A 21,422-nucleotide genomic window follows, 5' to 3' on the forward strand; every position below is an offset into this window, starting at 1 on the left:
TCACACCCAATACGCGACTCGGGAACGGTACTGCTTCATCAGCAGTAGGGTCGCAGCCCATCCGACCATGGTGCAGCCGATCACGATCAGCCAGTGGTAGAGGTGCTGCTCCCTGCCGATCATCGGTGCCCGGACGATCTCCAGGTAGTGATACAGCGGATTGATCTCGACGATCCGCGCGCGCTCCGAGTTCCCATGCGACTTGGGAACCGTGTCCAGCGACCACACCACCGGCGTCGCGTAGAACAGCAGCTGGGTCAGAGCGACGAGCAGCGGCGCGATATCGCGGTAGCGGGTCGCCAGGATGCCGAAGAACATCGACACCCATCCCGAGTTGAGGATCAGCAGACCGAGCGCGGGGAAGGCCAGCAGCATCGAGAGCGTCCAGTGCGGCGGCGGGAAGATCAGGATCACCACCACGTAGATGGCGATGTTGTGCAACAGGAACAGGACCTGCCGCCACACCAGCCGATAGACGTGCACCGACAGCGGGGAGGGCAGCTGCTTGATCAGGCCCTCGTTCTTGATGAACACCTCGGAACCGTCCAGGATCGAGCTCTGGATGAAGTTCCACATGATCAGACCGACCGTGACCTGCGGGAGCAGGACCCGCAGGTTGGCGTTGAGCAGCACCGACCACAGCAGGCCGAGCGCCGCCGCCATCACGCCCGTGGCGATCGTGATCCAGAACGGGCCGATCACCGACCGGCGATAGCGCTGCTTGATGTCCTGCCAGCCGAGTTCGAGCCACAGCTCTCGGTGCCCGAAGCCGTCGCGCAGGTCCTGAACGGCGCGTGCGAACGTGCGCGAGTCGGACACCGGCGGTGAGGCAGGCGAGGGGATGGTGACGGACACGAAGCGAGAGCCTACCGCTGGCCGGGGGTGGCAGGAGCGCCAGTGGTGCCGACCAGCGGAGGGGTCACAGGTACTGGCCGTGTCCCTCGCCGCGCGACATCGACGGTGGCAGCGCCCCCTGGCGCATCTGCTCGAGCTGCGCGCGGGCCGCCATCTGCTGTGCGAACAGGGTCGTCTGGATCCCGTGGAACAGTCCCTCGAGCCAGCCCACCAGCTGGGCCTGCGCGATGCGCAGTTCCGCGTCCGACGGTGTCGCATCGTCCGAGAACGGCAGCGCGAGGCGTTCCAGCTCCGCCTGCAGCTCCGGCGAGAGCCCGTCCTCGAGCTCCTTGACGGAGCTGCGGTGGATGTCCCGCAGACGGGTGCGGCTGGCATCGTCGAGCGGGGCCGCGCGGACCTCCTCGAGCAGCTGCTTGATCATCGTGCCGATCCGCATGACCTTCGCGGGCTGCTCGACCATCGCGTGGATGTCGTCGGATCCCCCCTGCTCGCCGGCGGAATCGCTGTCGTGGGCCGGGATGATCTCGATGTCGTCGCGCTCGGTCATGAAACCATTGTTACCCACGAGTCGGTAGACGCGGCGGGGTTGTCCGAGGCCGGGTGTATGGTCCGTTGCAGTGAGCGCGACGACGGATCCAAGCCAGCGGGTCCCGGACGGGGCAGCGGTTAAGGTCATGAGCATGACTTTCGATGTTGCCCGAGTGCGGGGCCTCTTCCCCGCGCTCGGCGACGGATGGATCTATTTCGATCCGCAGGCCGGGGCGCAGATCCCCGGCACCGTCGCGTCGGCCGTCGCAAGCGCTTTCCGCGGGTTCGTCGCGGCACCGTCGGGCGGGTACCCGGCCGCCGCGCACACACGGACCATCGTCGCCGCGGCGCGCCAGGCGGTCGCCGACCTCGTCGGCGGGCAGCCCGACGGTGTCGTGCTCGGACCGAGCCGCGACCGGCTGCTGGGCACACTCGCCGAGGCGATGAGCGCCCGGGTGTGGCTGGGGTCGGGTGTGGTCCTGTGCAAGCTCGACGACGAGGCCAACCAGACGCCGTGGCTGCGTCTCGCCGACCGGGTGGGGGCCACCGTCAAATGGGCCGAGGCCGACATCGAGACCGGCGAGGTGCCGGGCTGGCAGTTCGAGCAGCTCACCACGTCCGCGACATCGCTGATCGCCGTCACCCTCGCATCGTCGACCATCGGCACCACGATCGATGTGGCCGCGGCTGCGCAGGCCGCGCACGCCGTGGGCGCGTTGCTGGTGGTGGACGCGACCAGCGCTGCGCCGTACGAGCTGGTCGACATCCAGGCACTCGGTGCCGATGTGGTGGTGGTGTCCGCGAATCGGTGGGGCGGCCCCCAGTACGCGGCGCTCGCGTTCCGCGACCCGGCCCTCATCGATCGGCTGCGGCCGACCAGCGTCGACCCCACCGCCAGAGGCGTCGAGCGACTCGAGATGGGCGAGCACCAGTACGCCATGCTGGCCGGGCTGGTCGCGTCGATCGACCACCTCGCCGGGCTCGATGAGACCTCGTCCGGCACCCGGCGTGAGCGGCTCGAGCAATCGATGTACTCGGTGCGCGAGTACCAGCAGAAGCTGCTGTTGTACCTACTCGAGTCCCTGGCGTCCGCGCCGCAGGTCTCGCTCATCGGCGCGCCGGAACGGCGTGTCCCGACGGTGTCGTTCACCGTTCCCGGAGTGCCTGCGCGCAAGGTGGTCCAGCGGCTCGCCGACAACGGTATCTGCGCGTTGGGCGACCAGCCCAGCCGGTTCTTCGACAGCGTCGGCGTGCCGGACTTCGGGGGCGCCGTCACCGTCGGGCTGAGTGCCTACTCGACGCCGTACGACGTCGACCAGCTGATCCGGGCGCTCGGCTCGCTGGGGTAGTCCCGGGCCGCGACCGGCCGCAGCTCGGCGCGGAAGCGATCGACCGTGGGTCACGATTCTGCGGCGGCGCGGAATTCGTCGGAGGCGTAGAACGGCGCGAGCCGGCGGCGCAGCAGCGGCTCGAGCAGGCCGCGCTCGTCGAGCATCCCGATCACCGGCGGCCCGAACCGCAGCGCCTCCTCGATCATGTCCTCGCGGCCCACCCCGAGCTCCTCCAGCAGCTCGTACAGCGGTGTGTCGCCGTACTTCTCGAAGACGTAGTCGACGCCGCTCCCGAGCAGTGAAGCGAAGTAGTCGGTGTTGCGGAACGTCCGCCAGAACTCGAAGACCGCCACCACGACGGCGTCGACGTCGTCGTCGGAGACGAGATCGCGGAAGCCGGCGACGGTGTCCGAGCGGTGCCGCCGCCACAGATCGCGGGCGGCACCGGTGATGTCCGGGGCATCCGCTCCGGCCGCACGTTCGAGGACGAAGGTGACGGCGCGGCGCAGCACGTTCTCGGTGTGGTCCTGGAGCGCGGTGCGTTCGCTGGTCGGGAGGCGGAGGCGGGCTACGAGCCGTCGCGCGGCCCGGGTGGCGGCATGCCGGTCGAGCAGCGCGCGACCGTCGTCGGCGACGGCCACAGCGGTGTGCGCGAGCGCGGCGACGGCGGCGTCGGCAGTCGTGGGGCTGGTCCAGATGCGTTCCGCGACACGGCGGGTCACGTCGAGCTCGGCGATCGCGGCGGCGAGGCCCTCGAACTCGTGGGCGTCGACGATCTGCGCCACGGTGTTCTCGTCGTTGGCGCGATGGCGGTACAGCCGAGCGGCGATCTCGCCGACCAGTTCGGGGATCGCGCCCTCGACGGGGACCTGCGCCGCGTACTTCAGTGCTGTCGCGCGGATCATCGCAGGTGTCACGGCCTCGGCCAGCGTCACCGTCGATGCCGTCTCCAGTGCGTGCTCGATCTCCTCCAGCACGAGTGCATGATAATTGCTGCCGCGCAGTTGATCCCGCTCGAAGGCGAGGTGCGCCTCGAGCAGGCGTGCGGCCAGATCGTCGGTGTCCGTCATGCGGGGAGCAGGAGGACCTTGCCGACGGAATCCGCCGAGTCGAGCAGCGCCTGCCCCTCCTCGGCGTCGGCAAGCGGGAGACGAGCCGAGATCACCGGCCGAACAGTCCCTTCCGCGATCATCGGCCACACGTGCTCTTGGACCTGGGCGACGACCGCGGCCTTGGAGCCGGGACCGGTGAGCGGGCGGTTCCGTACGTTGGTGCCGATCACGCGGCAGCGTTTGCCGATCAGCATGCCGATGTTCAGCTCGCCCGCCACGCCGCCCTGCATGCCGATGATCACCAGTCGCCCGCCGACAGCGAGCGCGGAGACGTTGCGCTGCAGGTACTTCGCGCCGATGATGTCGAGGATCACGTCGACCCGGCCGGCGAGTACCTCTGCGAAGTCCTGCTCGTGGTAGTTGATCACGATGTCGGCGCCCAGCTCGCGACAGCGCTGCGCCTTCGCCTCCGAGCCGACGGTGACCGCCACCGTCGCTCCCAGGGCCTTGGCGACCTGGATCGCGTGGGTCCCGATCCCGCTGCCGCCGCCGTGGATCAATACCGTCTCGCCGCCGCCGAGCCCGGCCTCCATCACGAGGTTGGACCACACCATGCAGGCGACCTCGGGCAGTGCCGCGGCGTCGACGGTGTCGAGCCCGTCCGGGACCGGCAGCAGCTGGCCGGCGGGGACGACGGCGTACTCGGCGTACCCTCCGCCGGCGATGAGCGCACACACCGTGTCGCCGGGCGCGTGCCCGTCGACGCCCTCGCCGACGGCTTCGACGGTGCCGGAGACCTCCATGCCGATGATGTCGGTGACCCCGGGCGGCGGCGGATACAGGCCGCGGCGCTGCAGCAGATCCGCGCGGTTCACGCCCGCCGCGGCCACCTTGACCAGCACCTCACCCGTACCCGGTTGCGGAGTGGGCACCTCGCCGATCCGTAGCTCCCGGGTGGTCTCGTTCACGACGATCGCGCGCATGGTTCATGGGTAGCACACGGGGCCGCCCCCAGCCGGTCCGGTACCATCCCAGCTGAGGGAAGCGTGGCAGAGCGGCCGAATGCACTCGCCTTGAAAGCGAGCAGGGGTAACACCCTCGCAGGTTCAAATCCTGTCGCTTCCGCAGGTAGATCGGGGTTTTCGGTTCCCGCCAATGGGAATCGAGCGCCGAGATTGACCCAGATTGACCCACACCGCTGGGAATTGTTCCGGCCGTGGTTCGGCGTGTCGAGGCCTGTGGCTGGCTCTCCGGCTATCCGCAAGGTGGGATTTTCGTATGGCTCGACTGCCCAACTACATGGAGCGCGTGGACACCGCACGCGGCGCCCGTTACGAGGTGCGCGTGCACGGTGCGCGTGCGGACGGTTCGCGCTTCCAGCACAAGCGCCGTTTCAAGACGCCGGCCGAGGCGACGAAGTGGTATACGACGGTCTCGTCGGAGCTCGCGCAGGGGACGCACGCGGCGCCGTCGGACATCACTGTGAAGCAGGCGTGCGAGGCGTGGCTCGACGCGAAGGCGGCGCGCACGAAGCCGACGACCGCGGCGGCCTACCGTTTCGCGCTCGGACCGGTGATCGAGAAGTACGGTGACGTGCTCGCGCAGAAGATCACGAAGCGTGATGTGGAGCAGCTCGTGACCGAGCTGCGGACCGGCACCGGGGAGCGTGGAACCTGGTCCCGCACAAGTATCAATCCGATGCTTGCGCGGTGGCGGTCCGTGTGGGCCGATCTGCATGCGCAGGGCGTGCTCGCCCGGAACGTCGTCGCGTTGGTGGAACCGCTGCGGAAGCCGAGCGGTACGCCCGCCATGAAGACCGACGACTCGCTCACCGAGGACGAGGTGGATCAGCTCATCGCTGCACACGCGGAGGGCTCCGACGATCACGCACGGAAGCGTGAGCTGTTCGTGCACCTCGCGCTGCTCGGTCTGCGCCGCGGTGAGATCAGTGGACTGCGCTGGAGCTCGGTCGATCTCGACGCCGAGGAACCGACTCTGACGGTGCGGGCGACTCGTGTCGCGGTCACCGGCGCGATCATCGACCAGGACGATGCGAAGACGGTGAGTTCCACGCGTATGTTGCCGATCCCGCCGCACGTCCTGCCGATCCTCAAGCGGGTGCGCCGGGAACAGCGGCGGATGAAGCTCGCCGCCGGTCACCTGTGGGAAGGGGAACGGGACGGCCACGTGGTCGCCCACGAGTTCGGCCGGCCGCCCAGCCCCCGCACCTTGAACTGCTGGTGGAAGCGGTCTCTCGACGAGGCGAAGTTGCCGCACCGCCGGCTGCACGCGTCGCGACACACCGCGGCGTCATTGCTGAACCTCCGCGGCGCGCCGGTCACGATGATCGCGGCGTGGCTGGGGCACGCCGATGGAGGCGTGCTCGCGATGCGCACCTACGTGCACCCGCAGGGGCCGTCACTCACCATGGCTGCCGAACTGCTGAGCAAGCCCACCGGGTAGGCGTCTCAACACCTGAACGGCACCGGATCCCGTCCGGTGCCGTTCGTCGTTCGGCGTGTCGTGCGGGCACAGTGGCGAACGTCGTAGGCGGGGGAGACGATCGTGGACATGAACGACACCGATCCCGCCGCCCTCGCTGCGGCGTTCGCGGAGTTCCTCGCCGCCCGCAGCGCGGCGCCGGAACCCGCCCAGCCTGCCCGCACTCTGTACACCATCCCCGAGGCGGTGGAGGTGCTGCGGATCTCCCGCGCCCACCTCTACAACCTCATCAACCGTGGCTCGGTCAAGAGCACTCGGCTCGGACGCCGTGTGCTGATCCCCGCGGCGGAGATCGAGCGGCTGCAGCGCGGGGACTCGGCGGCCTGAACCGTCGGGAGAAGAGCACTGAATCGCGGCCGATACCCTCAGCACTGCTTAGGGTATCGACCCGCCGCGGTGTATCGCCGCAGGACAGGCAGGGTGACGGAAACCCGCGAAGGTGGAGGTAGTGCCGACACCCTCCCCACCCGATCACGATCCGGTTCCCATCCGGATCCACCGCCAGTCCCGGTCGCTTCACCGTGAACCTCGCCGCGCGCAGTCGCTCCATCGCCTCGGCCGGGTCGGGTACGCGCAGGCCGATCCGCACCCGGCACGGCGGCACGCCGGGCGGGGCGGGGTACAGCTCTAGCACGGTGCCGTCGAGCGTGGCGGAGTAGTGCACGGGACCGTCGGCGTGCTGCTCCTCGACGAGGTGCAGGCCGAGTGTCTGGTAGAAGCGGACCGACTCGGCGAGGTCGCGGACGTAGAGGACGAGCAGGCTGATCTAGGTCACAGTCCCATCGCCACCGCCACCGCCACCGGATCGATTCCCACCGTCACGCTGCGCACCCCGTCTGCCATCGCGGTCTGCGGGTCCTTCAAACCGTTGCCGGTCACCGTGCACACCACCAGCGAGCCGCGCTCGATCCACCCGTCCCCGGTCGCGGCCAGCAGACCCGCGACCGACGCCGCGGACGCCGGCTCCACGAACACCCCCTCCGTGCGAGCGACCAGCCGGTAGGCGTCGAGCAGCTCCTCGTCGGTCGCGGCCCGGAACTGCCCGCCCGACTCCTCCTTCGCGGCCACGGCCTGATTCCAGGACGCGGGACTGCCGATCCGGATCGCCGTCGCGATCGTCTCCGGGTCCTTCACCGGCGCCCCGAGCACCAGCGGCGCCGCCCCGGCCGCCTGCACGCCCAGCATCCGCGGCCGCGCCGCGATGATCCCGTCCGCGTGATACTCGCTGTAACCCCGCCAGTACGCGGTGATGTTGCCCGCGTTCCCGACCGGCAGCGCATGCACATCCGGCGCCCTACCCAACGCGTCCACGATCTCGAACGCAGCCGTCTTCTGCCCCTCGATCCGCACCGGATTCACCGAGTTCACCAACGCGATCGACGAGTACTCCGCCGTGGTCTTGCGCGCGAGTTCGAGGCAGTCGTCGAAGTTGCCGTCCACCTCGATGATCCGCGCGCCGTACATCACCGCCTGCGCCAGCTTGCCCATCGCGATCTTGCCCTTGGGCACCAGCACCGCGCACTCCAGCCCGGCGATCGACGCGTAAGCCGCGGCGGAGGCCGAGGTATTGCCGGTGGACGCGCACAGCACACCCTTCTTGCCGGTGGCGAGGGCCTCGGTGACCGCCATGGTCATGCCGCGGTCCTTGAACGAGCCGGTGGGGTTGAGGCCCTCCACCTTCAGGTGCACCTCGCACCCGGTCAGCTCGGACAACGCCCGCGCCGGCAGCAGCGGCGTCGCGCCCTCGCGTAGCGTCACCACCCGCCAGTCGTCGTGGACGGGCAGGCGGTGACGGTAGGCGTGGATGAGACCGGGCCAGGGACGGTGTGTGGGGGTCATGCGGAAGGATTCTCCTCGGGAGGGGCGCGGGGTCACGGTGCGAGTTCGCCACGCAGCACCAGCGCTTCCACGGGCTCCGTGGGCAGCGGCGGGAGCTCGCCCGGTTCGGGCTGCAGGTACTCGCTCGGCAGGCCCGCGACAGTGCGGTCACCGAGCACGGTCTCGTGACAGCTGTGGAGCACACGACGCACCGGTCCGCCGAAGTCGCCGACCATGACGGGGCGGTCGTCGGGCCAGCCCTCCAGCAGCGCGCGCAGTGCGCCGACGGTCAGGAATGGATTGGGTTCGGGCATCAGATGACCTCCGGTTCCTCCGGTACCAGCACCACGGCGTACTCCCCGCCGATGTCCTGGACCTCGACGCGGTGGATGCGCGTCGCGGGCCCGTCGAACAGACTGATCCGCACCGGGGTCTCCGGCGGGAGCCCGGCGAGCTGCAGGGCGAGGGCGCCGAGCCGATCCGGCCCGCCGCGCCGGACGATGGTGGTGAGGGTGATGCGGGTGGCGTACCCGTCCGGGTCGGGCGCCGCCGAGACGATGCAGGTCACAGGTACGCTCCCGCGCCGGCCGGCAGCTGCGCCTGGTACCGCCCGCCGCGGACCTCGGCCAGCAGCCCGTTCGTGGTCACCTGGCCGGTGTCACCGGCCGTGAGCACGGCGCGACGGACGATCTCCCGCAGGTCGCTGCCGGTGGTCTCAGCGGGGAGCGCACCGGCCACCGTGTCGCAGTCCACTCCGGTACCGCCGGGCAGCCCCGAGACGAGCGCGGTGAGGATCGCCGTGGCCGCATCCCGGTCCGGGTGGCCGACCTCGACGATCGAATCGAACCTCCCGGTCCGCACGGCCGCGCGGTCGAGCGTTGCAGCGTCGTTCGTACTTGCGAGGGTGAGGATGCGCGCGTCGCTGGCGATGTCCATGGCCTGCAACAGTTCCGACAGTCCGCTGCTGCCGCGGGCACGGTCGCGGCACCACAGGTCCACGTCCTCCAAGACCAGCAGAACGGGCCCGCCGAGCTTCTGCGCCTGCTCGACCACGGCGGTGAGCAGCTCCGCGCCGGCCCGTGCCTCCACGTAGATGACGGTGAACTCGCCGAGCACCTCGCCCGCGATCACCGCGCTGACTGCGCTCTTCCCGGTGCCGGGAGGCCCGACCAACAGGATCCCGCGGCGGGTGCCGAGGCCGTGCACGTTGAGCAGCTGGTGGCGGTCGCGTACCGCGGTGACGCCGAGGTCGACTTCCTGCCACACCTCCGGCGGGACGATCACGGTCTCCCGGGTGATCGCCGGGAGGTCGATGACGGTGAGCCTCAACCCGCCGCGGACGTAGGTGGCGCGGATTGCCTTTCCGCGGTAGGGGTTGAGCTGCTCGGCGCGGGTGAACAGGCGGTCCAGCAGCGGCTGCACCGCGGCCCGGTGTTCGGGTGCGACGCTGGCCGTGATCTGTGCGTCGTCGAGCGTGCTGTCGCGGTTCTCCACGCCGAGCACCACGCCCTTGCCGTCGAGCAGTGTGCCGGCGGGGAAGAACACGCGCAGCCTCTTCGGGTGCCGGTACGTCGTGTCGCCGACCTCGGTCTGCGTCCACTGCGGAGGTTCGGAATGGCGGAACGGGCCGACCTCTATCGCGCCGCCGTGCTGCTGCATCCACTCGCTCAGCGCGAGCGGAACCGTCACGCGCGCAACCGGGTCGAGCGGACGCTCCTCTACTGCGAGGTGACTGACCCCCGGCACGTTCAGGCACCGCGCGGTGAACCGGTCCGCCGTCTCCGAGGTGCCCACCGCGGTCACGCCGAGCAGCAGTTCGCCGAGGGCCTGCAGAGCGCGGCGCTCGCCGGTCGCCTCCAACCAGGAGGCGACGTCGGTGATGGGGGCGGGTTCGGTGTCGATGGTCATGGTGTCCTCTCAGGTGGGCGCGCGGTGGAGTCGCCGGCGTCGGCGCTGGGCGAGAGGAGGAGAGGTGAGCATGCACAGGAGTATGGGCGGCGGGTACGACAGGTCGCGACGGGATTACGGGTCGGGCGGATCCTGCACGGTCATGTGCACGTCGCTGTCGGTGCCGTTCGCGTCGACGGCGCTGAGCGGCCAGCCGGGCAGTGACACCTCCGCCCCGATCGCCCGGAGTCGGTCCGCTGCACCGGTGTCCACCGTGACGTGCATATCTACGCGGGTGATGAAGTGGTAGGCGGGCGCGGGCGCGACCAGCACGGCCGGTCCGTTGGCGGGCGTGATCCGCCACCGTTCCCGGCCCCACTGATCGACGCCGAGATCCTCGGGCTCCACACCGAACACCGCGGCCCAGAACGCGACGGTGCGGGCGACGTCGTTGGTGAGCAGCGTGATCTCGGTGATGCCGACGTTCACCTGATCTTCTCGATCTTCTGGATCACGCCGCTGGTCCACTCGCCGCCGTCCGGCAGCCGCACCCGCGCCGTACCGCCGACCGCGGGCCACGTTCACGCGCGAGAGTGCCCGACCTGCGGCTGCTTCGGCCGCGGTGTTGAGACGGGCTGCGTCGGCGGGATCGGGAGGCTCGAGCATGCGGTCAGTGTGCGCGGGCCCTACGACAGGTTTCCACGCGTTTTCCGCGGCGGAGGGATCGCCGCAGCGGCGGCGCGCACCTCGGCGAGCAGTTGCTCCAGTGCCTCGGCGATCGCGCTGCCGGTGACGACGTCGCGGGTCGGCGGGACCGGTACCATGGCGAGGACCTGCTCCCGGATCGCGGTCATCGCGGTCTCTGTCTCGTCGAGGTGGCGCAGAGTGTTCCGGTACCACGCGACGGTGGCGCGGTCGGCGTCCGCTCCGCTCGCCTCGGCTGCCGCTTGCGCCTGGATCTGCTTGGCTTCCAGGTACTCCCTGATCTCACCCATGCGCCGAGGATGTCACCGGCCTGCGACAAGCACGGGGTGGAGCGCGCTACTCCGTCTCGTGGGTTACTCGGTGTGGGGGCGCAGGTCGGCCGCATCGACGGTGGTGACGGCCAGGGTGCGGCCACCGCCCGCGGTGACGAACTCCACCTCGAAGGTGTGGTCGTCGTAGACGTGGACGATCGTCCCGAGGGTGCCCGCGGTCAGACCGTCCGCGGGTAGGTCGCGCACCAGGATGACTACTTCGTGTTCTGCGAACATCATCGCTGCCCGCCGAGGAGAGCAGCGAGCTCGGCGTCGAGGCCGCCCGCCGGCGAGACCCGGATGTAGCCGGACGGCAGCGGCGCGGTCTCCCAGCTGAGGCGTGCCAGCTCGACGCCTTCCGGGCCGAGTACCTGCACCGTGCCAGCGAGGACGGTCCCGGACCAGCGGAACTCACCGCCGATGTCCTCACGGAAACCGACCGCCCATTCGAGCAGATCCCCGTAGACGTGCTCGGTCCAGTTCTGGACCGTGAACGCGCCGTCGCCGGTGCCGGCGACGTGGTCGGTCAGCACGACGGCGAGCACACCGGTGGGGTCCTGATCCTGCTCCATGTCGGGGACGGTAGACCGCACCTACGACACGTGTCGGACCCCGCTGCGATCCTGCACCGCATGGACTCACGGGACGTGCAGCTCGATCTCGAACTGGCGGGGATCAGGGCGTGGCTCCTCGCTGTCGTACGCGAGGCCGCGACCGACCCGGTCAGCCGATGCGTCACGGGCATGGCGATCGAGGACCTACTCCTGGAGGCCGACCAGGTGCTCTACCACGGTCGGCGTGACCACGTAGATCCTGCCGAGCTATCCCCGGCGCGGATCGTCGTCACGGACCGCGTCCGGCACACCGAGACCGTGCACGACGTGGCGACCTGGCCGGCGGCCGCGGCGGGCATGCTGTCGGACCTGCTCGGCGCGTGGACCCGGGGCGGCGGCGTGCTGCGGCTCAGCGGGGGCCGGGCGGCGGGACGGGCGACGGTGGTTGGGCCGGACGGGGAGATGGTGCGGGCGACGGCGTGGTACGGGGAGGAGTAGGCATGGGTGTGGGCACACCGTGGGAAGAGGTGCGGGTGAGGCGACCGCTCGATGAGCGCGAGGTCGCCGCGATCGTGGCGGAGATGGAACGGGAGGCCGAGGGCTATCGGGAGAGGCGCGAGGAGGACGAGGAGTGACGGCGTACGCTACCGTCAACGCCATGTTGGTGTGCACGCTAACAGAGTGGTCGACCGTCGCCGTGCGACCGACGTGGCAGTGTGCCCGCGACCCGAGGTGCCCCAGGTGACGGACACCGCGCGGGTCGGCGGGCTGCGCGTCGAGGTCGACGTCGCGCCGGCGGTTCGGCAGCGGCGGCTGACGGTAGCGTTCCGCGTGTTCCTGCTTGTTCCGCATGTGGTGGTCCTGTGGTTTCTGGGCGCCGCATCCGAGGTGGTCACGATCGTCGGGTACGTCGCGGCGGTGTTCACCGGGCGGCTGCCGGACTTCGCCTGGCGGTATCAGAGCGGCTATCTGGGCTGGCTTGCTCGGCTGTTTGCTTATGCGTTGTTTCTCACGGGCGACTACCCGTCGTTGCGGTGGCGGCCGCGTGTGTCCCCGGTGGTGGTCCACATCCCGCCGCCGGTGACGATGAACAGGTGGGCGGTGTTGTTCCGACCGGTACTGGCTGTTCCTGCGGTCTTGGCGGTGTACGTCGTCGGTCTGGGCGGCGCCGTGGTGGCCGTCGTCGAGTGGGTCCTGGTCCTGACGCTCGGGCGCACGCCGAGACCGGTCTTGCAGGCCAACGCCGCCGTCCTTCGCTACTACCTGCGATACCAGGCGTACGTGCTGTTCATGACGCCGATGTATCCGAGGTATCTGTCGGGTGACGATGACCTCGCCGACGACGCCCGGGCAGCCATCTCGTGGACGCGACCTCTGATCCTGACCCGAGGGGCGCGGGTGTTGGTCGCCGCGTACATCCTGGTCGGGATACCGGCGTACATCGCGTACACCGTGTCTACCGCCGATACGTCGACCAGGACGACTGTCCTCACCAGTCCCTGGACGCCCTGAGCCGCCGCCGACGGTGGGACGGTTGTCAGGCCAGCTGCTCCCGCAACGCGGCCAGCACCTCGAGCGCGAACCGGCGGCGGAGATCGCGTGCGACTGCGGCGGCCTTCTCGGTCGGCGAACTGGCCGTGCTGAGCGCAGTGTGCAGCAACTCGGTGAGCGCGGAGTCACCGAGCGCGAGGGCGCAGACGGCGGCGTCGGTGGTGCGTAGGTTCAGGCCGCGCTGCTGTCGAGCGCCGCGTCCTTCACGATCCGGTACGCCGATGCGCGGCTGATCCCGAACGCTTCGGCCGCCGCCGACACCGGTTCCCCGGCGCGGACGAGTCGCACCAGCTGTGCGGCCTTCGCGTCCGTGAGTGCCCTGGGCCGGCCGATGGACTGCCCGCGGGCCTTGCGCGCCGCCCGGCTCGCGGCGCGGCGTTCCTTGGCCAGTGCGAGCTCGATGCCGCCGATCGCGATGAGCAGCTGCAGCATGGCCTCGCCGACCGGGGTGCTGCTGTCCAGGCCCTCGCGCAGGGACCGCACCACGATCCCGCGGTCGCGCAGGTCCCGCAGCGTCGCCGACATCTCGGGGACGTCGCGGCCGAGGCGGTCGGCGCCGACCACCACGATGGTGTCGCCGGGCCGGGCGGTGGCGAGGAGCGCGTCGAGTCCGGGTCGGGGCGTGCCGGCACTGCCGGATGCCTTGTCGCTGTAGATGCGGTCGGCCGGGACGCCGGCCGCGACGAGGGCGTCGGTCTGCTGGTCCAGGGACTGGTGCTCGGTGCTGACTCGGGCGAGGCCGAGAACGTAAGGAGTCGTCATGGCGCAGGGTGTATCAGAAGCCGCCGACGACCACGTCCTGAGACGCGACTTCTGACACTGTTTGTGAGATTCGGCGACCTGCGGGTTCGGCGTCGCGTGGCGTCGGGCGGCAGGGTGTCTCGAAACTTTAGTTCTGAGACCGGACTGTTTTGCTCGCTTGAACCCGATACTGGTCGGCATGGCGAAGAAGCGCTTGTTGGCGGTCGGGTATCAGGGGTCCCGCCTGTACACATTGGCGAAGGGGCACCCGGCGGTGGAGCTGATCGGCCGCGGCCGCACTAAGGCCGCACTCGGCCGCGCGGTCGAGGTTCTCGGCAGCTGCGAGGCAGACCTGGTCGTGCTCGAAGGTCACGGGTCCCTCCGCGACGGAGCGCCGATCTACTGGAGCAGTGACAAATCAGACCAGTGTGTGGAGTTCAAGCCTCCGAAGCTGAAGGCGCCGGCGGTCATCCTCAGCATGTGCCACGGCGGCAGCCCGGCGTTCGTCGATGCGGTGCGGAACACGAACGTGACGGTGCGCGTGCTGGGCCCGATAGGACAGGTTTACTCGGGGGCCTGTGCAGGCCTCGTACACGATGTGGTCGAGGACTTCCTTAACGGAGCTAGCCTCCACGCCGCGTTCACGGCGGCGCAAGCCCGAGGGAACGGGGTCTACGCCGGCGCCGACCAGTGGCACCTCGTGTGACGAGCTGACGTGATCGCGCCTCACCCCGTCACCCGTCGCACCCCCACGGGCACCATGCCCGCCATGACCGCAACGCTCCAGCTCATCCTCGTCGCCACGTCCGCTCCCGACCGGCGCACCACCGCTCTGGCCGCGATCGCTGGTGTCGAACCGGTTCACACGTCTCTCGCCCGACTCGGCGGCACGACCGGCTCGATGCCGATCGTCACCATCGGCAGCACCGTGATCGCGGTCGACACCGGACCGCGCCAGATGCCGCACCTGCTCGACCTGACGGTCGACGACCTGCGTGAGGCACTGGACCGGTACCGCGACAACGGGTTCGACGTGCCGCCCACCGGCGGACGCGGCATCTTGATCGCCGCGCTCCGGATCGGGGTCAGCGCCGCGAGCTGATCGCGCCGCGCCCGCGACCTGTCGCAGCTCCGGTGCACCATGCCGGGCATGACTGTCACTCTCACCCGCATCCACATCGCCACCCCGCACGCCGCGCCGCTCATCACCGCCCTGGCCGCCGCGGCCGGCGCAGACCCCGGCACCGTCCGCATCCTCGGCGCGGACGGCGGCGAGGCGACCCTGCACACCGTCACCGTCGGCGACCTGACCGTCGACGTGTTCGCCGGCGACTCGCGGCTGGCCGTCGCCGAGCTCACCGTCCCGGACCTGTCCGCGGCGCTGGACCGGCTGCCGGTCGAGGCGCGGCGGCGGCGGACCGAGCTGGGGGCCTCCCACCGCGTCGGCACTACCATCGTCGTCGTTCGCACCGGCCGGACCGATCCGCCCGCGGACCCGGCCGGCGCCACCGTCACCCGCATCCTCGTCAGTATGCCGGAGCCGGCCGGGCTCGCCGCCGCACTCGGGGCGGCTGCCGGTCTCGAGGTCGCGACGGACCCGATCACTGGCAGCGACGGCGAAGTGATCCACCGCGTCAAGGTCGGAACTGTCACCGTGGAGGTCATGTCGGGTGCACCGGGCGTGCCAGCCCTGGACCTGTTCGTCCCGTCGCTCGGCGAGGCACAGGAGCGGTTCGCCGCCGCACGGGTGCCGTCGCAGCCGGCCGGCGCGGGCCACGTCGTCAGCTACGTCGGTGGAACCCGTCTGCTCGTCCGATCTGCGTCGTGACCCGACAGGTCGGCGAGTTCGCCGTCGCGAACGCCGAGACCCGCGCCCAGATCGCCGCCGAGTACGCCGCGGACCCGACCGCGGTCGATGCGATCGCAGCGCGGCACGGCATCAGCGTGAGCACGGTGCGCAGCTACGCGGAGCGGGAGGCCTCCGTCGCGCGCACCGTCGCGGCGCTCGACGCGTACGAGCGCGATGTGATCTGGTCCGGGTGCGCGCGCGGGGCTCGGGCGCGGTGGGAGCGCACGTACGGGGCTGAGGTGGTCGCGCGGGTGCTCGGTGAGTGAATGTGCAGGTCGGCCAGGTTACGGGCTCCCGTAATCTGGCCGAACCTTAAGGATGTGTAAGTGCGACGGCAGCGAATACGTGCAGGTCGACAGGGGTTGTCGGCGCCGACAACCTCGCGCCGGACCTGACGCGTGTCTGAATGCGGGGCTACCGTGCGCACATGACTGCATACGCCAACCGCTTCCGCGTTCACCGCGCGGAGTTCGCCGCCCTGCGCTCCCGGGCCGACTGGCAGGCCGTCTGCCGGACCGAGCTCCGGCGCCGCTATCCGCCGACGCCGGCGAAGGCCACGTGGCTCGGGCTCGTCGAGGCCGGTGACCTCGCGGCGCTGGAACGCGCCGTGATGAGCAGCGACACGCTCCGTCGCGTGCGACCGGTGATCTGAGTGCGCCCGTACATCGCGCTCACCCGCCGAGCCGACGAGTGGTGGGTGATCCGCGTGCCCGAGCTGGAAACCGACACCTTCCGCCCGCGCAGTCAGGTCGCGTCCCGGGAGCAGGTCGACGCAGAGGTCCACGAGATGCTCAGCACCTTCGCCGGAGTAACCGGAGCTGAGGTCCGAGTCGTCGAAGTGGCGGACTGGCCAAGGGGCTGATCGCGCCCCACGCCCGTCTCCGCGAGGACCGGTGCCACCGTGCCGGCCATGAGCAGAAAGTCGAACAAGAAGTGTGCCCACACCGTCCACGCCGACGCCATGGCCGCCTCGATCGCGCGAGGTGCCAGCACTGAGGTCACGCAGAGCGCCGCCGAGCTCGACGCGACCATCGCGGAGCTGGTCGCGGCCCAGCACGATCCGACCGTGACCATCACGGACCGCGCTGCGTATGCGGCCTCGCTCGAACGGCTGCGGGGGCTGCATGCGCAGGCGGTGGAGCAGGCGCGGAGTCTGGCCCGGCTCGGCGGGCAGTAGGCAGGCAAGGGCGCGGCCCCGGTACCTCCGAGTGGGAGTGCCGGGGCCGTCGTGCGTCTGGGTCAGTGGGTGCTGGTGACCGAGACCGCGCCCTGCCGCTGGATCGTCTGGAACGCGTGCCCCACCTGCTGCAGCTCGGTCGCCGCGGCGTGCACGGCGGCGTCGGCCTGGACCGCCTCCGCCTTCACCGCCGTAACCGCCGTGGACAGCGAGGCCACTGCGGCGGTGAACGCCGGCACCAGCGGCTGCTGGGGACCGGCCGAGGCCGTGTTCACCTCGGCGAGGGCCGCATCGAGCTCATCGGAGGCCTCGGCCGCGGGCGTGCCGAGGCCTGAGATCGCGTCGACCGAGGTCTGGAACGCTGAGAAGTTGTCGATGTCGATGTCGTTGCCGCTCATGAGGTTCCTTCTCGTCAGGCCGCGTGATCGGTGTTGACGCCGATGGTTCCGTAGTGCCGGACGCTCTCGGCCAGGGTGGTCTCGCCGCTGAACTCTGCGAGCTGCGGGTCCACGTGGCGGAGGATCTTCTTCTCTTCCGCCCTGCCGGCCGAGCGGGCGCCCCCGACGGGCATGCCGGCGCCCAACGCGGCGGGGTTCATCTGCGGCATGCCCTGCGTCGGATGGGCGCCCGGCCCACCGACCGTGGCGGGTTGCGCGCCACCGGTGGAGGCCTCCGACACCGTGGTGGCGGGGCCGCCGGTCTCGGTGAACGCGGTCGGAGTCGCCCGACCGCCCGACACGTCCTCGCTCGTGGTCAGGCCGGCCACGGAGGTGCCGGAGACCTTGGGGTTCACGGCCTGCGGTGTGCTCAGCGCGGCGAGGGGCGATGTCGGTGCCGGCCGCGTGACTTGGGCAACGGGAGTGGCGGTCGAGGTCTGCGGCACCTGCGGCATGACCGGCATGACGGCGCTGTCCAGCCCCACGGAGGTGCCGATCCCCGCGGCAGACAGGGCGGCGTCGCCGACCTGCTCCGCCTGGCGCTTCTTCTTGTTGTCAGCCGCGGTCTGTTGGGTCGGGGCCGGGGTCGTCGTGGGGACCGATGCGGCGGTGGGAGTCGTCGTGGTCGGCGTGGACGTCTGCTGCGCGGCGGGTGAGGAGGACTGGCCGCCCTTCGACGAGCTGAGCAGCGCCGCGGCGAGAGCGGCATCCTCGTTGGATCCCGACCCGGAACCCGATCCAGTGCCGGTACCTGTGCCGGTCGACGTGCCGGGTGTGGCAGTGCCGGGTGCAGTAGTGCCCGGGGTGGATGTGGACTTGCCCGGGGCCGCGGTGCCGCTGGTGTGGGTGGCGGGGGAGGAGGGGGAGGAGGGGGAGCCGGTGGTGCCGGAGCCCGTGCCCGAGGTCGCCGCTGGGGTGTGGGAGCCGGAGCCGGTAGTGCCACCGGGGGCGGATGAGCCGCCGGGAGCGCCGTAGCCGTCGCCCGTACCGCCCCAGTCCGTTCCGGCTGTCGCCCCCTTGATCGCACGCAGCTGCGCCATGGCGGGACCGCACGCCTGCTCCAGCGCCTTGTCCGCAAGCTTGCGGCGGTTGATCACGTCGGTGAGGTGCTTGCGGGCGGCGGCCACCTCGTCGTCGGCGATCCGCAGATTGTTCTGCGCGGTGGCGGTGTCACCGCCGGTGTTCCGGCCGTCCAGCGCCGCCTCGCAGGTGTTCGCCCACGTCACGGCGTCGTCCACGGCCTTCTGCGCGGCGGTGAGAGTGGCGTCGTCGGGGTGATCGTGCTGCCACTTCTTCACCGCTGCGGTCAGGAGCTTCGCCGCGGTCAGGAGGTGCCCGCCGTCGTCGGCGGTCTGACGCACCATCTTCTCCGCGGCTGCGAGGTGATCGCATGCGGTGCTCACGCGCTTGCCACGCGCGGCGGAGCAGACGTAGGTGAGCGTCGCGTGCACGGTGTCGGCGGCGCCGTCGACGTGATGCGTGTACGCCGTGACGTCGATGTCAGTGGGTGCCATGCTCAGGTTGTACACGAAACAGCTGGTCAATCGGGGTCGGCGACACGGACTTCACCGCCCGGCGTACCCCCGCCGTCGCGGGTCAGGACGCCGGGGACACCGACTGCGAGAAGCTCGTGCCGGTGAGGTGCGTTGCCGACGGGTCGAGCTTTACGTGCGCGTGGAGCCGGGAGAGTGCAGGGTCCAGCATCGTGGCGTACGCGGTTCCAACCTCGGTGTCGCCGCCCTTCAGCAGCCCGATCAGCGCTGCGCGGTCTTGCGCGTCGACCGCGAAGACTGGCGCACCGGAGTCACCCGGCGCACCGGTTACGTTGAAGTGGATCAACCCGTCGGTGCTGGTGAGCGGTCCGCAGGTCACGCCGGAGTGCGCGCCGTCGAAGCACACCGTGGTGCCGACCGGCAGCGCCTTCACCGCCGACTCTGTCAAGACGCCCTCCACCGGGAAGTGGCCGGCGATCATCGTCGCCGCCGGAGCGAGCGTCCGCACCGGGAGCAGGGCGCTGTCGCTGACCAGCCCCGTCGCGGGGTCCGGAGACTCCTCCGCCTCGGCGGACTCGTAGGTGTCCGGGAGCTGCACGGCGTCCGAGCCCGAGATGCTCGTGGTCGGGTACACGAACAGCGGGGCGCCGGGCGTCTCGTCGCAGTGCCCGGCGGTGATCCAGGCGGGTCCGGCGGGCCCGCTGACGGCGACGCCGAACGTGCACCGGTACGGGCTGGCGGTGCCCTGCTGCTGCGCGACGACCACGCCGGGCAGCGGAGTCGCGCCGTACTGGTCACCGCCCTTGTTCGTGTTCAGCCGGCCGGTCCAGCTCGGAGTCACCCACTCCGGCGCACTCACCCCAGCCCCAGCCCCAGCGCCCGCCTGCACCGCTGTGGGCGCGGTGCCGGTGGCCGGGCCGGTGCAGGCCGCGGTGGCTGTGACCAGGGCGGCGATGAGGGTGAGGTGGGTGCGCATGGGGTGAGTGTGGCACGGAGGGGTGACATGGGAGGGGTGCGGCGGTGGCGAGCCACTCCGGGCAACGACATCCGCACACCGGACGGGACACTTGCAACGTCCCAGTCATCGGAAGCGCCCATACCCACCATCCTCACCCGACCCGGTCCCGAAGGCGGCCCGAGTCTGTCAAGTTAGCGGTGTAAGCGATTGTGGTTGAACTACTTACGCTCGGAGCTACCCGGGTCAGTTGATGACCTGGGTGCAGACGATGTAGTTGCGGCGGACGTTGATCCGACCGCCGTCGGTGCCGCATTGGGCTTCCGCGGTGCGGTCGAGGACGATCTTCGTTGGCTTCTCTAGCAGGTAGCCGGGTTGCGGTCGATCACACGGGGCGATGTGGTCCGAGGTTGGGGAGGTGGCGATGCATGATCCAGCTGTCCAGTTGAGGTCGACGCAGGTGTATCGGTTCGGTCCGGTCTGTATCACGCGGTCGACGTCGGGGCACAGAGCGGCGGTTGTCGTTGTCGTGACGACGGCGTACACCGCGTCGTGGTTGGCGCAGGGGGTGGTGACGAGCGCCTTGTCGGCGATGGTGGCGCACTGTCCAGTCGGGTTGTCGATGGTGCTGAATCCGGTGCTTAGTTCGGCCGCGGTGTGCGGTGCGGATGTGGTCGCCGAGTCGGGCTTTGCCAGGTAGACGGCGGTGGCGACTACCGCCGCCAGCAGGTTCATGCCGATGAACAGGCACACCACGATGATGACGATGCGCCTGCTTACGCGCAGCGCGCCCGTTGGTCGGTACGGGATGAAGGCGATGGTCAACGCGGAGAAAAGCAGCAGACCGGGTAGTAGGTATGTCTGCGGAGTGTCGAGCCGCAGTCCCAGTGCGAGATTGAGGAGCAACGCCAGTGCTGCGGCGACGAGAGCGATGAGCGCGAAGGGGTTGGGTAGCTTCCGCCGGGGAGTGTTGGGCGTCATTGATCCTGTCCTTTAGCAGAAGGTCGCGATACCGACACCGGCACCACCGGCGTATCCGGCTACGCCGCCCCCTATGGCCCCGGGGCCGGCTCCGATGCCGAGGGTGGGAATTGCACCGACGACGGCACCGGCTCCCGCGCCGGTCAATCCGCCGACGGTGCCTGAGCCCATCGTGCCGAGTATGCATTTCGTCCACCCCCACCAGCCTTTACCCACGTACTCGGTGGTGGTTGCTTCTGGCCAGGTGGTGCGGGCGTCGCTGTTGACAACGGTCGCGGTGGTGTTCCCGGCGGTGACAACTCGTGAGGGGGTCGGGGGAACTGCAGTGGGGACCAGTTGTGGTCCGATCGTCGTCGGGGCGGGACTCGAAGCCTGCGCCGGTTGCTGCGTTACCACCGGTTGCTGTGTCTGGACTGGTGGGTGGGTGACCGTCGGCGTCCCGCAGTTGTAGATGCAGCCGTTGGTGGCGGTGGGCCAGTCCGGGGTCTGCACGCTCATCCCGGGTGTGGTGCCGCCGGTGTCCGTGGGGAGTGTCGGTATGCCGGTGTTGGTGGCGGGTCCGATCGTCGTCGTGGGTGCCTGGGGTGCGGTGGTCTGGATGGTCGGGGTGTTGATCGTCGGTGTCGATCCCCCTCCGCCGCCCGGCGCGCCGGGGGTGCAGGTGGGGTCTGTCGGCAGGCACGCGTGCGCGGCCG

33 protein-coding genes and 1 tRNA gene are annotated in these 21,422 nt (G+C 70.2%); 15 read left to right on the plus strand and 19 right to left on the minus strand.

The window, feature by feature from the left end; genetic code table 11:
* Positions 1 to 855 (minus strand): galactan export ABC transporter permease subunit Wzm/RfbD, encoded by an 855-nt coding sequence (wzm, locus tag ABD908_RS13150; protein WP_344996329.1) that lies wholly within the window; start codon positions 853 to 855, stop codon positions 1 to 3.
* 64 nt (positions 856 to 919) lie between these two features.
* The gene (locus ABD908_RS13155) at positions 920 to 1,402 is read right to left on the minus strand and encodes a bacterial proteasome activator family protein (protein WP_344996332.1); all 483 of its coding nucleotides are present in this window, start codon (positions 1,400 to 1,402) and stop codon (positions 920 to 922) included.
* A 133-nt stretch (positions 1,403 to 1,535) separates the two neighbouring features.
* On the opposite strand from ABD908_RS13155, the gene ABD908_RS13160 reads away from it, so the two are divergent.
* Positions 1,536 to 2,732 (plus strand): cysteine desulfurase-like protein, encoded by a 1,197-nt coding sequence (locus ABD908_RS13160; RefSeq protein WP_344996335.1) that lies wholly within the window; start codon positions 1,536 to 1,538, stop codon positions 2,730 to 2,732.
* A 50-nt stretch (positions 2,733 to 2,782) separates the two neighbouring features.
* Here the strand turns inward: ABD908_RS13160 and ABD908_RS13165 are convergent, their stop codons facing one another.
* Together ABD908_RS13165 and ABD908_RS13170 are read right to left on the minus strand one after the other, a co-directional pair.
* The gene (locus ABD908_RS13165) at positions 2,783 to 3,784 is read right to left on the minus strand and encodes a hypothetical protein (protein ID WP_344996338.1); all 1,002 of its coding nucleotides are present in this window, start codon (positions 3,782 to 3,784) and stop codon (positions 2,783 to 2,785) included.
* A complete protein-coding gene (locus tag ABD908_RS13170; protein ID WP_344996340.1) occupies positions 3,781 to 4,749 on the minus strand; it encodes an NAD(P)H-quinone oxidoreductase in 969 nt (322 codons plus the stop codon). The genes ABD908_RS13165 and ABD908_RS13170 overlap by 4 nt, the downstream gene beginning before the upstream one ends.
* A gap of 57 nt (positions 4,750 to 4,806) precedes the next feature.
* Between ABD908_RS13170 and ABD908_RS13175 the strand changes: the two genes are divergently transcribed.
* The 3 genes from ABD908_RS13175 to ABD908_RS13185 all read left to right on the plus strand — a co-directional run bounded on the left by ABD908_RS13175 (position 4,807) and on the right by ABD908_RS13185 (position 6,595).
* Positions 4,807 to 4,891, plus strand: a tRNA-Ser gene (locus ABD908_RS13175).
* Between the two features lie 153 nt (positions 4,892 to 5,044).
* Positions 5,045 to 6,229, plus strand: a complete 1,185-nt coding sequence (locus ABD908_RS13180) for a tyrosine-type recombinase/integrase (protein WP_344996343.1) — start codon at positions 5,045 to 5,047, stop codon at positions 6,227 to 6,229.
* A 108-nt stretch (positions 6,230 to 6,337) separates the two neighbouring features.
* Positions 6,338 to 6,595 (plus strand): helix-turn-helix domain-containing protein, encoded by a 258-nt coding sequence (locus ABD908_RS13185; protein WP_344996346.1) that lies wholly within the window; start codon positions 6,338 to 6,340, stop codon positions 6,593 to 6,595.
* On the opposite strand, the gene ABD908_RS27650 is transcribed toward ABD908_RS13185, so the two are convergent.
* From ABD908_RS27650 to ABD908_RS13225, 9 genes are all read right to left on the minus strand, one after another.
* On the minus strand, positions 6,513 to 7,034 hold the full coding sequence (locus ABD908_RS27650) for a VOC family protein (protein WP_425584379.1): 522 nt from the start codon (positions 7,032 to 7,034) through the stop codon (positions 6,513 to 6,515). The genes ABD908_RS13185 and ABD908_RS27650 overlap by 83 nt on opposite strands.
* A gap of 5 nt (positions 7,035 to 7,039) precedes the next feature.
* A complete protein-coding gene (gene thrC / locus ABD908_RS13190) occupies positions 7,040 to 8,107 on the minus strand; it encodes a threonine synthase (RefSeq protein ID WP_344996349.1) in 1,068 nt (355 codons plus the stop codon).
* Positions 8,108 to 8,139: 32 nt separating this feature from the next.
* Positions 8,140 to 8,400, minus strand: coding sequence for a hypothetical protein (locus ABD908_RS13195; protein WP_344996351.1), 261 nt, complete (start codon positions 8,398 to 8,400; stop codon positions 8,140 to 8,142).
* Complete coding sequence (locus tag ABD908_RS13200) at positions 8,400 to 8,654, minus strand: hypothetical protein (protein ID WP_344996353.1); 255 nt, start codon at positions 8,652 to 8,654, stop codon at positions 8,400 to 8,402. The genes ABD908_RS13195 and ABD908_RS13200 overlap by 1 nt, the downstream gene beginning before the upstream one ends.
* Positions 8,651 to 9,994, minus strand: coding sequence for an AAA family ATPase (locus ABD908_RS13205; protein WP_344996356.1), 1,344 nt, complete (start codon positions 9,992 to 9,994; stop codon positions 8,651 to 8,653). Before ABD908_RS13205 ends, ABD908_RS13200 begins: the two co-directional genes overlap by 4 nt.
* A 114-nt stretch (positions 9,995 to 10,108) precedes the next feature.
* Positions 10,109 to 10,639: a VOC family protein gene (locus ABD908_RS13210; RefSeq protein ID WP_344996359.1), complete on the minus strand. Its 531-nt coding sequence runs from the start codon at positions 10,637 to 10,639 to the stop codon at positions 10,109 to 10,111.
* A 20-nt stretch (positions 10,640 to 10,659) separates the two neighbouring features.
* A complete protein-coding gene (locus ABD908_RS13215) occupies positions 10,660 to 10,968 on the minus strand; it encodes a hypothetical protein (RefSeq protein WP_344996362.1) in 309 nt (102 codons plus the stop codon).
* Positions 10,969 to 11,031: 63 nt separating this feature from the next.
* A complete protein-coding gene (locus ABD908_RS13220) occupies positions 11,032 to 11,226 on the minus strand; it encodes a DUF4926 domain-containing protein (RefSeq protein WP_344996365.1) in 195 nt (64 codons plus the stop codon).
* Complete coding sequence (locus ABD908_RS13225; RefSeq protein WP_344996368.1) at positions 11,226 to 11,561, minus strand: hypothetical protein; 336 nt, start codon at positions 11,559 to 11,561, stop codon at positions 11,226 to 11,228. Before ABD908_RS13225 ends, ABD908_RS13220 begins: the two co-directional genes overlap by 1 nt.
* A 60-nt stretch (positions 11,562 to 11,621) precedes the next feature.
* Here ABD908_RS13225 and ABD908_RS13230 point away from each other — a divergent pair, with 60 nt between their 5' ends.
* From ABD908_RS13230 to ABD908_RS13240, 3 genes are all read left to right on the plus strand, one after another.
* A complete protein-coding gene (locus ABD908_RS13230) occupies positions 11,622 to 12,041 on the plus strand; it encodes a hypothetical protein (protein WP_344996371.1) in 420 nt (139 codons plus the stop codon).
* A 2-nt stretch (positions 12,042 to 12,043) separates the two neighbouring features.
* On the plus strand, positions 12,044 to 12,178 hold the full coding sequence (locus tag ABD908_RS13235) for a hypothetical protein (protein ID WP_344996374.1): 135 nt from the start codon (positions 12,044 to 12,046) through the stop codon (positions 12,176 to 12,178).
* Between the two features lie 106 nt (positions 12,179 to 12,284).
* On the plus strand, positions 12,285 to 13,055 hold the full coding sequence (locus ABD908_RS13240) for a DUF4389 domain-containing protein (protein ID WP_344996377.1): 771 nt from the start codon (positions 12,285 to 12,287) through the stop codon (positions 13,053 to 13,055).
* Between the two features lie 25 nt (positions 13,056 to 13,080).
* Here ABD908_RS13240 and ABD908_RS13245 read toward each other — a convergent pair whose 3' ends face one another.
* Both ABD908_RS13245 and ABD908_RS13250 read right to left on the minus strand, forming a co-directional pair.
* Positions 13,081 to 13,203, minus strand: a complete 123-nt coding sequence (locus ABD908_RS13245) for a hypothetical protein (RefSeq protein WP_344996380.1) — start codon at positions 13,201 to 13,203, stop codon at positions 13,081 to 13,083.
* A 62-nt stretch (positions 13,204 to 13,265) separates the two neighbouring features.
* Complete coding sequence (locus tag ABD908_RS13250) at positions 13,266 to 13,856, minus strand: recombinase family protein (protein ID WP_344996383.1); 591 nt, start codon at positions 13,854 to 13,856, stop codon at positions 13,266 to 13,268.
* Between the two features lie 178 nt (positions 13,857 to 14,034).
* Here ABD908_RS13250 and ABD908_RS13255 point away from each other — a divergent pair, with 178 nt between their 5' ends.
* The 7 genes from ABD908_RS13255 (at position 14,035) to ABD908_RS13285 (ending at position 16,861) form a co-directional block, all read left to right on the plus strand.
* Positions 14,035 to 14,541, plus strand: a complete 507-nt coding sequence (locus ABD908_RS13255) for a hypothetical protein (protein ID WP_344996385.1) — start codon at positions 14,035 to 14,037, stop codon at positions 14,539 to 14,541.
* A 63-nt stretch (positions 14,542 to 14,604) separates the two neighbouring features.
* Entirely contained in the window at positions 14,605 to 14,937 is a 333-nt protein-coding gene (locus ABD908_RS13260) for a hypothetical protein (RefSeq protein WP_344996388.1), read from the plus strand.
* Between the two features lie 48 nt (positions 14,938 to 14,985).
* Positions 14,986 to 15,663 carry a hypothetical protein gene (locus ABD908_RS13265; protein ID WP_344996391.1) on the plus strand — a complete coding sequence of 226 codons (678 nt, stop codon included), beginning with the start codon at positions 14,986 to 14,988 and terminating at the stop codon, positions 15,661 to 15,663.
* The gene (locus ABD908_RS13270) at positions 15,660 to 15,950 is read left to right on the plus strand and encodes a helix-turn-helix domain-containing protein (protein ID WP_344996394.1); all 291 of its coding nucleotides are present in this window, start codon (positions 15,660 to 15,662) and stop codon (positions 15,948 to 15,950) included. Before ABD908_RS13265 ends, ABD908_RS13270 begins: the two co-directional genes overlap by 4 nt.
* Before the next feature lie 161 nt (positions 15,951 to 16,111).
* The gene (locus tag ABD908_RS13275) at positions 16,112 to 16,336 is read left to right on the plus strand and encodes a hypothetical protein (RefSeq protein ID WP_344996397.1); all 225 of its coding nucleotides are present in this window, start codon (positions 16,112 to 16,114) and stop codon (positions 16,334 to 16,336) included.
* Entirely contained in the window at positions 16,337 to 16,546 is a 210-nt protein-coding gene (locus ABD908_RS13280) for a hypothetical protein (RefSeq protein WP_344996400.1), read from the plus strand.
* A gap of 48 nt (positions 16,547 to 16,594) precedes the next feature.
* The gene (locus ABD908_RS13285; RefSeq protein WP_344996402.1) at positions 16,595 to 16,861 is read left to right on the plus strand and encodes a hypothetical protein; all 267 of its coding nucleotides are present in this window, start codon (positions 16,595 to 16,597) and stop codon (positions 16,859 to 16,861) included.
* A gap of 62 nt (positions 16,862 to 16,923) precedes the next feature.
* On the opposite strand, the gene ABD908_RS13290 is transcribed toward ABD908_RS13285, so the two are convergent.
* The 4 genes from ABD908_RS13290 to ABD908_RS13305 form a co-directional block, all read right to left on the minus strand.
* Entirely contained in the window at positions 16,924 to 17,259 is a 336-nt protein-coding gene (locus ABD908_RS13290) for a hypothetical protein (RefSeq protein WP_344996405.1), read from the minus strand.
* 14 nt (positions 17,260 to 17,273) lie between these two features.
* Entirely contained in the window at positions 17,274 to 18,812 is a 1,539-nt protein-coding gene (locus tag ABD908_RS13295) for a hypothetical protein (protein ID WP_344996409.1), read from the minus strand.
* A gap of 82 nt (positions 18,813 to 18,894) precedes the next feature.
* Positions 18,895 to 19,767, minus strand: coding sequence for a chymotrypsin family serine protease (locus ABD908_RS13300; protein ID WP_344996411.1), 873 nt, complete (start codon positions 19,765 to 19,767; stop codon positions 18,895 to 18,897).
* 225 nt (positions 19,768 to 19,992) lie between these two features.
* On the minus strand, positions 19,993 to 20,727 hold the full coding sequence (locus tag ABD908_RS13305; RefSeq protein WP_344996414.1) for a hypothetical protein: 735 nt from the start codon (positions 20,725 to 20,727) through the stop codon (positions 19,993 to 19,995).
* A 451-nt stretch (positions 20,728 to 21,178) separates the two neighbouring features.
* Here ABD908_RS13305 and ABD908_RS13310 point away from each other — a divergent pair.
* Positions 21,179 to 21,422, plus strand: a 244-nt coding sequence (locus ABD908_RS13310; RefSeq protein WP_344996417.1) for a hypothetical protein, incomplete at its 3' end; no start/stop codon positions are given.

The organism is Tsukamurella soli (assembly GCF_039541155.1).
In the GTDB taxonomy this organism is placed as follows: Bacteria; Actinomycetota; Actinomycetes; order Mycobacteriales; family Mycobacteriaceae; genus Tsukamurella; species Tsukamurella soli.